Here is a 9287-nt window from a genome sequence, read left to right on the forward strand (position 1 = left end):
GCTACTCCGCCTTTTTGGCGCGGCTGGGTTGAACACGGGGTGGTTCGTTGGGCATCTTCGGATACTGCGGCGGCCACGGGGCGTCCATCAAACCCGACGCCAGATCGCGTTCGGACATTTCCAGCAGCGCGGCGATGGATTGCGGGGGACGATCCGCCCACGGATCGCCGAGTTCGGCCAGGCGGTGCGGCACCGTCGCGATGGTGAGTTCGTCGGGGACGACAGTATCGAGTTCGGACCATGCGATCGGCGTAGACACCTGAGCGCCGACCTTCGGACGTACGCACCAGGCACCGAAAACCGTTTTGTGCGGCGCATTTTGGTTGAAGTCGATGAATACGCGGCTGCCGCGTTCCTCCTTCCACCATTGCGCGGTGATCTCATCGGGGTGGCGGCGCTCGAGTTCGCGAGCCAGCGCGACGGCGGCGGCACGGACCTGGTAGCCATCCCAATTCGGTTCCAGCGCGGCGTAAATGTGTAATCCGCGTGAGCCGGAAGTCTTGATCCAGGTTTGGATTCCGAGTTCGGTGCACAGTTCGCGGGTCAGCACGGCGGCACGTTTGAGATCGTCGAATGTAATGCCGGGGGACGGATCCAGGTCGATGCGAAGTTCATCGGCGATCTTCAGATCGTCGACGTGATTCGGCCAGACATGGAAACCCAAGCAGCCCTGGTTCACCGCCCACAGAATGTGTGCGAGATCGTATGCCACCAGTGCGTCGCTGGTGGTGCCGTTGGGGGTGGAGACCTCCACGGTGTGCAGCCAGTCCGGCGCGGATTTCGGTACCCGCTTCTGGAACCATGATTTGCCCGATGCGCCATCGGGATAGCGCTCCAGCAGCAGCGGACGATTGCCGACCACATTCAGGAAGGGCTGCGCCACCGCCTGGTAGTAACGCACGAGATCCAGTTTCGTCTCACCGCGCTTGGTGAAGTAGACCTTGCCGGGATTGCTGATGGTGACGGTCCTGCCTGCCACCTCGATATCTACGGACTCGCTCATCGCGTCTCCTCGGCGGCGGCGGTGAACAGGGTGCCCAATTCGGCAGGCGCGACCTCGTCGAGTTGGGCGTATGTGCACGATTGCGGGGTGCGGTCGGTGCGGAACCGCACCAGCCTGCCGCCATGGCGTAATCGGCCCGACTGCACATGTTCGTAGCGGACCTCGGCAACCAACTCCGGGCGCAGCGCCTCCCACGAAAGGTCCTTGCCGCCGGTCCACCGGCTGACGCCGCCCGGCATTTTTCCGTCGGCTTTCGCCTGCGCCGCCGCGTCCGCCCATTCGCGCCACGGATGATTCTCGAGCGCGTTCTCCCGCAACGGTTTCAGTTCCTCGACCAGTGACTTGCGCTTGGCCGCCGTGAAACTGCTCGCGACTCCGACATGATGCATATTGCCTTCGTCGTCGAAGAGTCCGAGCAGCAGCGAACCGACGCCTTCACCGTCCTTGTGCCACCGGAAACCGGCCACCACACAATCCGCGGTGCGCTCGTGTTTGACCTTGAACATCACCCGTTTGTCCGCGAGATAGGGCTGATCGTTCGATTTGACCATGACGCCGTCGAAACCGGCGCCTTCGAATCGGGTGAACCAGTCCTCGGCGACATCGGGATCCTGCGTGATCGGGGTGAGGATCACCCGCGTGAGGCCGGTGTCGAGGATGGTTTCCAGCAGCCGCCTTCGCTGGCTGAACGGTTTCCCGGTCAGATCGTCCTCGCCGAGTGCGAGCAGATCGAAGGCGACGAAACTGGCCGGTGTTTCCTTGGCGAGCTTGTTCACCCGCGATGCCGCCGGGTGCAGCCGATTCTGCAGGATGTCGAAATCCAACCCCTGGTCGGTGACCACCACGATTTCGCCGTCCACCACGCATTTGTCCGGCAGCGCCTGCTTCAACAGCTCGGCGACCTCCGGGAAATATCTGGTCAGCGGACGATCATTGCGCGAACCGAGCTCGATCTCGTCGCCGTCGCGAAAGACAACGCAGCGGAAGCCGTCCCACTTCGGCTCGTAACTCAGGCCCGGCTCGCGCGGGACGGACGGCGCCGTCTTCGCCAGCATCGGCCGGACGGGCGGCATCACCGGTAGCTCCACTCGATCCTCCTAGGGTCGTTCCTTACCCATGTTGACGTGGTGGTCGACCAGGAATCATCGGTTCGCCACGGCCGTGGGTCCGGCTCGATCGTAAGTGGCGGGTCCGACAAGAACGTGAACTTTCGGCGCGCGCGTCAGCCGCCGCAGCGGTTGGGCACACCGCACGAATCAGGTGCCCTGGTAAGTGGGAGTTCGCTGCTGCGAACGCGCGACCGGCTCGGTTGAACCGAATTCAGTCCAGCCAGCCGTGCTGGTCGGCATAGGCGGTGAGCCGGTCGCGAATGGTGAGGATTTCGCCCGCAGTGAGGGCGGGGCTCGCATCCAGGAGGAGTTCGGTGATCTGGCGCTTGTGTTCGGCCGCGGACAGCGGGCCGGACGACGCGCGGTCCTTCTTATGCCGGGGAGCGGGTGGTGTCGGCGCACCGCCGACCGCGGTCAGATTGATCGCTTTCGGTCCGCGCTCGCCCTCGGTCACGTCGAATTCGAACACGCGACCCTGACGCAACTGGTCTTCGTCCAATCCGATGTCGTTCACGTGTACGAACACATCCGGGCCACCGTCATCGGGACGAATGAACCCGAAACCCCGAGAGCCGTCGAACGACACCAATTTTCCGATGGACACCAACACCCGCTCCTCGCCGTAGCTATCCGGCCACTTTAGCCCGCATTTTCTTCATCGTTGGATGAAAGCGCTTTTTGCAACGAGTTGAAAACGGTAAGGCCCTGGCCGACCATTCCGTTGACCAATTCTCCGACCCCGTCCGGCCCGTTGAGCACGGTGAGGTTCGCGTTCGCCAGCCCAGTGGACGCCTGCTTGACGATTTCCGGCAACTGCTCGATCAGTAACTGGTCCAACGCGATTCGGTTGTTCGAGGCGGCCGCCTCGGCCTGGATTCGGGTCCGGTCGGCCTCGGCAACGGCCAGGATGCGCACCCGTTCCGCTTCTGCCAGCGCCGGTTTCACGACCTCGGCCTGCAATTGCTGTTCGCGCAGTTCGGCTTCCTTGCGAGCCTGCTCCGACTTTGCGGTCAACACCTCCTGCAGCGCCTTGGCCTGGGCCAGCGGGCCGGCCTGCGCGGCCTCCGCATTGGCTTTGTCGATATCGCGCTGATACTCGGCTTTCAGAATCGATGTCTCGCGCTGGTATTCGGCCTGGCGACGCAGGGACTCCTGCTCGGCCTCCGCGGCGTGTTGAGCGGCCTGCGACTGTGCGATCTGCGCGTCCCGCTGTACGGCCGCATTGTGCGGCGCGGCGAGCGCGGTGATGTAACCGAGGTTGCCGTCGTCGATGGACTGAATCTGGAAGGAATCCACCCACAGCCCGATATTGCTCATCTCGACCTTGGAGGCAACCAGCACCTCATCGGCCAATCGCTGCCGCTCCCGGATAATTTCCTCGACCGTCATCGAGCCGACGATCGAACGCAGATGACCGGAGAAAATGCGCCCGGTGAGCACCGACATCTCGCGTTCCTGCTCGGAGAGGAACCGTTGTGCCGCATTGACGATCGACTGGGTGTCGTTGGCGACCTTGAACGCGATGACCGCGCGCACCTCTAGCTGGATGGCCTGCTTGGTGACGCACCGTTCCTGTATCTCCGACTCGAACATGGCCAGCGACAGGTAACTCACCTTGCGGAAGAACGGGATGACCCATTTACCGCGTCCGATCACCACCCCGAACGGCGCGTTGTCTCTGCTCTTGGCACCGCTGACGAGCATCGCCTCGTCCGGATCCGGTACGTGGTACCCCAGCACGTGTGTCTCCCTTACTGTTTCACATTTCCTCGGGCCGATCGGGCGCCAGTGGGATCCACGGAACAACGTCGAGGATGCGCCCAGGATTGACGGTAATGATCAACACGGTTGTTCCGGCCGAGATGGCCTCGTCCGCCCGCGCGATGTACAGTTCCGTCCCCCCGCGAATCGCCACCAAGACCTCACCCAACATCCCGGCACCCCGGATCGGCGATGTCAGCGTACCTGTCAAACCCCGCACGGGGTCGGTCATCGCGGTGAACTCCTCAGCTAGACACCAGAACAGCCAGCCTACGCGGTGCGCGCCACCCGGCGCTTCGGCCACGGAACTGTGCCAACCGACCCCAACCGACGCTGGTCACCGAAGGTTCCAGGCTGAGGCGGCTGACGGCGGACTCCATTTGCCGGTCGTCGCGCTGGTCGCCCGCCAGTGCGGTACCCAGCATGCCCGCCCCGGCCGATGCGCCGACGGCCGCCGAACACCACAGCATCGCAGCGGTATTGAGGCCACGGACATGCGAACCGCCAGTAAACACTCGGGAGCGACTGCGGGCAACACATATGTGAGCCCGGTAACCGATCGCGCGTTCACTTGGGTGTGACGACGGCGCCGGTCAGGAGCGATATAGCGATCGATACGCGGCGATCGTCTCGGCACAGTGGTCGACGATCTGATCACGGCTGGCGCGCAGCGAACCATTGAGCCACGCCGAGAACATGCCAGCGTTTCCGCTGGCCATGGTGACAGCAGCCAGCCGACGACGCACCGGATCCTCGATGTAGGCGAAGAGGTGGTCCTGCATCAGCCGGGTGAATACCGGCATCACCGAAATGGTGGTCTGGCCGAGGCCAGTGCTCGAGTACGGCTCCACCAGGAAAAGCCGCGATTTGCGCGGATCGCCGAGCACCTTGTCGACCAGAATCGCCGAAAACTCGCGATCTCGGGAGGGGTCGTCGGTCTCTGCGAACGCCGTCATCGGCTCCAAGAATTCATCGGCGACCTGACGGTAGAGCACATCGAGCAATTCGTCGCGACTGGCGAAACTCTCGTAGAAGTAGCGGTCGGTCAGATTGGCCCGCCGGCACACCGCGCGCATGGTGACCCCGGCGGCACCGGCCTCCCCGATCAGATCCAGCGCGGCCTCGAGTAGTGCGGTCCGGCGCGCTTGTTTGCGCTCGGTGAGCGTCGTGCCGCCCCAGATGCGGGGACCGGCGTCGTCATCGTCATCTGATTCCTGCCCTGTCTGCACCGCCCCACATTAATGCGCGACCGCGAGTCCCTACGTCGGTGCGGTGTCGAGCAGGCATTCGCACCGCTCAGCGTTCGAGGGGGTGCCCGCTGTCACGCCAGCCGACAACGCCACCGGAGAGGCTGCTGGCGTCGAAACCCGCGGCGCGGGCGGTGGCGGCGAAACGCAGCGACAGTTCGCCGACGGGACAGACGAATACCAGCGGGCGTGAGCGGGGGAAAGGAATGCCGTGGGCGAACATATCGTCGAGTTGGTCGTCGCGAATATTGATGGCGCCGGGGATGTGACCGATGCGGTAGGCCATGGCGCCCCGGGTGTCGATGATGGTGGGCCGGGCGGTTCGGTCCAGGTCGGCAAGTTCGTCGGGCGAGAGCGCGGGGGTCGCGGCCAATTCGGCCGTCGTCGGTGCCGGATGGCGATCGGCTCTGCCGAACAGGTCGGGTCTGCGTTTCTTGAAGTAGGAAAGATAGGGCTCGAGCCGGTCGCAGACGATGAACACCGCGACGACAGGCCCGTCGGAACGCTGCGCGGCCCGCAAGGTCTCGAGCGCCGCGGCGTACCCGGCACCGCTGGTCGGCCCAGCGAGAATGCCGTAGCCGGTGGCGAGGCGAACAGTCGCCTCCACCGCGCGGCCGGAGTCGATGGTGACGATGCGGTCGTAGAAGTCGGGCTGGAAGAGGCCGACGTCCCACATCTCACTCTCCGAGCGAATGCCAGGTATGAAGTCGGTGCGGTCGGAAACGACTGCTACGGTGCGTAATTCGGGATGGTGCTGGAGCAGATAGGTCGCGGTTCCTCGGGTGGAACCGGTGGTGCCGAGGCCGCCGATGAGGTAATCGACGCGGGTGATGCCGTCGGCGGCGAGGTCTTCGTGAATCTCGCGGCCGGTGCCGCTGTAGTGCGCTTCGATGTTCTTTTCGTTGGTGTATTGCGAGGCGTGGTAGTAGGTGCCGGCCTCCTTGGCCATGGTGGCTTCGATAATCGAGTACACATCATTCGGTGTGGTCGGGTCCGGGCATTCGGACAGGCCGGGCAGTTCCACGATGTCGGTGCCGAAGAGCTGCAAGAGATCACGAACCTCGGTCACCTTGATGCGGTTGGTCACCGCGCGCAGTCCGACACCGTGCACCGCACCGAGAATCCGCAGTGCCTTCGCGGTATTGCCACTGGACGCCTCGATCAACGTCTGGCCATCGGCCCGTATTCGATCGAGGTCATCGCGAATCATGCCCCACGCGACCCGGTCCTTCACGGAACCGAAAGGATTGTGGGACTCCAGTTTTGCGTACAGCTCGACGTTCTCCAGGCCGTGCACCGCTGGATCCAGCCGCAGCAGCGGTGTGTTGCCGATGAGTTCGGTGATGTGGTCGTAGCGCATTACGGCGCCCCATCGCTGTCGACGTGGGAGAAGCGGCGTGGATCGTCACTCGCCGGGGCTTCGGGCGTGTAGTCGTGGTCGTGGCATATCTGGAATACGTCGCCTCGGTGCTCCACAGCCAATTTGATCGGCACGGGGTGCATGGAGGCCGTCGCCGCTGACAGGTCCATATGGTAGGCGGCGGTATTGGGAAAGATCACCACGTCGCCCGGCTGCGGCAGCCATGGCAGCCACACCTTGTGATTGGTGATCAGATCACGTTCCAGGCATAGCCGACCGGCGAAATAGACACCGACCCAGTCGGATTCGTGCTGGTCCACCGTTCGGGCGTGCGGATTGCCATGCAGGACTATCGGATCGACCATGACCTCCTGATCGGCTGGGGTCACCGAGTCGCGGCTGAGATCGACATTGACCACCGTCGTGCCGTCGGCCAATTCTTTGACGAACTCAACCTTGGCCACGGTCACCCCGGCATGGTCGACGAGCGCCTTGCCGGGTTCCAGCCACACCGTCAGTAGGTTGTCCTCGGCTACCTGTGCCACCGTGCGTCCACCATGACGCTCCAGCGGCGCTGCGAGCAGCTCGGCGAGCATGGTGGTCGCCGACACGGTATTCCCGTACTTGTGGAAGACCGGAATCCCGTGCACCGCACCGCCATCGACGTGATAGCCGAAGGAATTGTTCGCCCAGCTCATCGGCTCGCCGCGGCCGAGTAGCGCCGTGCGCAGGGCGATCACATACTCGTCGAACCGGTCGGCGTCGGCGGTGAAAACCTGCCGGAAGCCGCCTCCGATATTCAGCACCGACGGCGTGAGTCCGTGTCCGTAGGCTCGTTCTATCAACGCTAGGCAAGCGTCGAAGGCCCGAATGCGTTCGGTGGGTTCACCCGAATCGATATGAAAGGCGAAGCCGAGGAATCGGATTCGGCTCCGATTTGCCGTCAATAGCTCGAACGCGCGCTCCACCTGGACCAGCGGCACCCCGAACCGGCTCGCCGCGGCATCCTGGAACCCTGAAACACGCAGTAGCACCGGCACTTCGGCGCGATCATCGGCAAGTTCGGAAACTCGGCGCAACTCCCAGAGATTGTCCACATTGATGGTTACGCCGCCATCGATCAGCTCTCGCAGGAATGCCTCCCCTTTCGGGCCGGTGACCTCGATCCGCGTCGGATCGAAGCCCGCGGCGATTGCGGCGGCGAGTTCCTGCGGTGAAGCGACATCGATGGCGATGCCGGCACTCGCGGCCGCGCGCACGAACGCCCGCGACTGATTCACCTTGTGCGCGTAGCAGATTCGGTGCTGTGGCAGGCATTGATCCAGTACCGCGCTCAATCGTTGGAGATTGTCGACGTACACCTGGGGGAACACCAGATGCATGGGGGAGCCGAAGCGAGTCAGTGTCTCCTCCAGCACGTCGCGGGTGCCGAGAAAGGCACGCACCCGCGGATGGATCTTCGCGGGCAGCGCCGGTGGCGGTGCCGTCATACGGCGTTTTCCGACGGCTGCGCCACTGCGGGCTCGACCAGCGCAAGCGCGGGCCTTTCGGTGACCGGGTTGTACCCGCCGTCCCGAATGGTCTCGAATGCGCGAACCCTATTGCGCGGGCTGCGGAACTCGGCGACCACACGTTTGCTGGTCAGATCGATATCGATCACCCTGATGCCCATCGACTCCAGGACGCCGGTGATCGTGCGGACACAGTGTTTGCAATTCATGTCCGGCACATAGAAGACATGATCTTCGGCGGTGGTCGCGCCGTCGGCGGTGAGCTCGTCGAGATGGTCACTGACCTGCACGATCTCGATGCGTTCGGCGAGCGCGCCGAAAACCGCGACGAACTGTTCCACGACGGAGGGCAGCAGTGTGTAATGCTCGCCGCCGAGTCGATGTGGCATGGCGGCCAGGCAGGCGGGGTGCGTGTTGGCGGGTAACAGCGCGTACTGGCGAGAAATGAGATCGAGATCGTCGTGGTATTTGGTGATCGCCTCGGTGACGCTCAATCCCTCTGTCCTGGTGGCCCTTCGCATGATGGTGTGTGCGTCTTCGATGGTGGCATCCTTCATAGCGCGCAAGGTCGCGACCGTATCCGCGGTGTAGCGCATGGTCCCGTCGGATTGCGTGGCGAGTGTCACCGGGACCATGCCGCGTCGATAGGTAGAGGCCTGCAGTTCCCAATACCAGCGGGTGGCGATCGCCGAGAAGATGCCGGATTCGTGCATACCGTGGGCGAATTCGGCGGCGCTGCGATACGGCGTCTGCTGGGCGAGCAGCGCGTGCTGGGCGAGCGCGCGCCCGGTGGCTTCGATGCCGACACGGAAGATATCCATCGGTTCATGATCGGTGGTGGTGCCATTGAGCACCGTTCGCGAGTGCGGACCGAGTCCGCTGATGCGTTCTGCGAGAGCGGAATCCGAGGCCAGTGTACGCCACAGCGTCAGCACGGTCTCACGCATGGCGATCGGCACCAGCGGGCCGAGCCCGTCCGATCGGAAGTGCCCGGTATTGGGGATTCCGTCACTGTCGGTCCACGCGATCCGATGGGTCGCGCTGGTCACCTGATGGGGCTGGCACGGACGCATGAACCGTTCGAGATAGAGCCGCTGTGAGAAGGTGAGGTGGCTACCCGGCTCGGAACGCAGTGCGGCACAGGTGTATTCGATTTGCCTGGGGGTGGATACGGCGACGGGTGTCGCGAACAGTCCCGGCTGGGCGAGTTCGGCCAGTACCCTGGATGCGGCCCGCCGGTCGTAGTTCGGATTGTCGTCGATACTCACGTGACCTCCTCGGCTTGTTCATAACACT

Annotated in this window: 9 protein-coding genes and 1 pseudogene; all 10 read right to left on the minus strand. The window is 63.7% G+C overall.

The window, feature by feature from the left end; translation table 11 throughout:
• Nucleotide 1 precedes the first annotated feature (1 nt).
• A complete protein-coding gene (ligD, locus tag LKE06_RS23440; protein ID WP_228001513.1) occupies nucleotides 2-1003 on the minus strand; it encodes a non-homologous end-joining DNA ligase in 1002 nt (333 codons plus the stop codon).
• Nucleotides 1000-2091, minus strand: coding sequence for an ATP-dependent DNA ligase (locus LKE06_RS23445; protein ID WP_228001515.1), 1092 nt, complete (start codon nucleotides 2089-2091; stop codon nucleotides 1000-1002). The genes ligD and LKE06_RS23445 overlap by 4 nt, the downstream gene beginning before the upstream one ends.
• Nucleotides 2092-2323: 232 nt before the next feature.
• Complete coding sequence (locus LKE06_RS23450; RefSeq protein ID WP_372477416.1) at nucleotides 2324-2716, minus strand: cold-shock protein; 393 nt, start codon at nucleotides 2714-2716, stop codon at nucleotides 2324-2326.
• Nucleotides 2717-2751: 35 nt separating this feature from the next.
• A complete protein-coding gene (locus tag LKE06_RS23455; RefSeq protein ID WP_228001518.1) occupies nucleotides 2752-3852 on the minus strand; it encodes an SPFH domain-containing protein in 1101 nt (366 codons plus the stop codon).
• A gap of 19 nt (nucleotides 3853-3871) precedes the next feature.
• Nucleotides 3872-4105, minus strand: a complete 234-nt coding sequence (locus tag LKE06_RS23460) for an NfeD C-terminal domain-containing protein (RefSeq protein WP_228001519.1) — start codon at nucleotides 4103-4105, stop codon at nucleotides 3872-3874.
• 13 nt (nucleotides 4106-4118) lie between these two features.
• Nucleotides 4119-4376: pseudogene (locus LKE06_RS23465) on the minus strand (hypothetical protein); the annotation flags it as partial.
• Between the two features lie 90 nt (nucleotides 4377-4466).
• Nucleotides 4467-5102: a TetR/AcrR family transcriptional regulator gene (locus LKE06_RS23470; protein WP_228001520.1), complete on the minus strand. Its 636-nt coding sequence runs from the start codon at nucleotides 5100-5102 to the stop codon at nucleotides 4467-4469.
• A gap of 67 nt (nucleotides 5103-5169) precedes the next feature.
• Entirely contained in the window at nucleotides 5170-6480 is a 1311-nt protein-coding gene (locus LKE06_RS23475; protein WP_228001521.1) for a pyridoxal-phosphate dependent enzyme, read from the minus strand.
• Entirely contained in the window at nucleotides 6480-7970 is a 1491-nt protein-coding gene (locus tag LKE06_RS23480) for an alanine racemase (RefSeq protein ID WP_228001522.1), read from the minus strand. Before LKE06_RS23480 ends, LKE06_RS23475 begins: the two co-directional genes overlap by 1 nt.
• Nucleotides 7967-9259, minus strand: coding sequence for a heavy-metal-associated domain-containing protein (locus LKE06_RS23485; RefSeq protein ID WP_228001523.1), 1293 nt, complete (start codon nucleotides 9257-9259; stop codon nucleotides 7967-7969). Before LKE06_RS23485 ends, LKE06_RS23480 begins: the two co-directional genes overlap by 4 nt.
• Between the last annotated feature and the right edge of the window lie 28 nt (nucleotides 9260-9287).

This window comes from Nocardia australiensis (assembly GCF_020733705.1).
Classification (GTDB): Bacteria; Actinomycetota; Actinomycetes; order Mycobacteriales; family Mycobacteriaceae; genus Nocardia; species Nocardia australiensis.

Bases quoted from the DNA above. Each gene is read 5' to 3' on its own strand.
- LKE06_RS23475 (WP_228001521.1), bottom strand. From the start codon at position 6,480: ATGCGCTACGACCACATCACCGAACTCATCGGCAACACACCGCTGCTG.
- LKE06_RS23460 (WP_228001519.1), bottom strand. From the start codon at position 4,105: ATGACCGACCCCGTGCGGGGTTTGACAGGTACGCTGACATCGCCGATC.
- LKE06_RS23480 (WP_228001522.1), bottom strand. From the start codon at position 7,970: ATGACGGCACCGCCACCGGCGCTGCCCGCGAAGATCCATCCGCGGGTG.
- ligD (WP_228001513.1), bottom strand. From the start codon at position 1,003: ATGAGCGAGTCCGTAGATATCGAGGTGGCAGGCAGGACCGTCACCATC.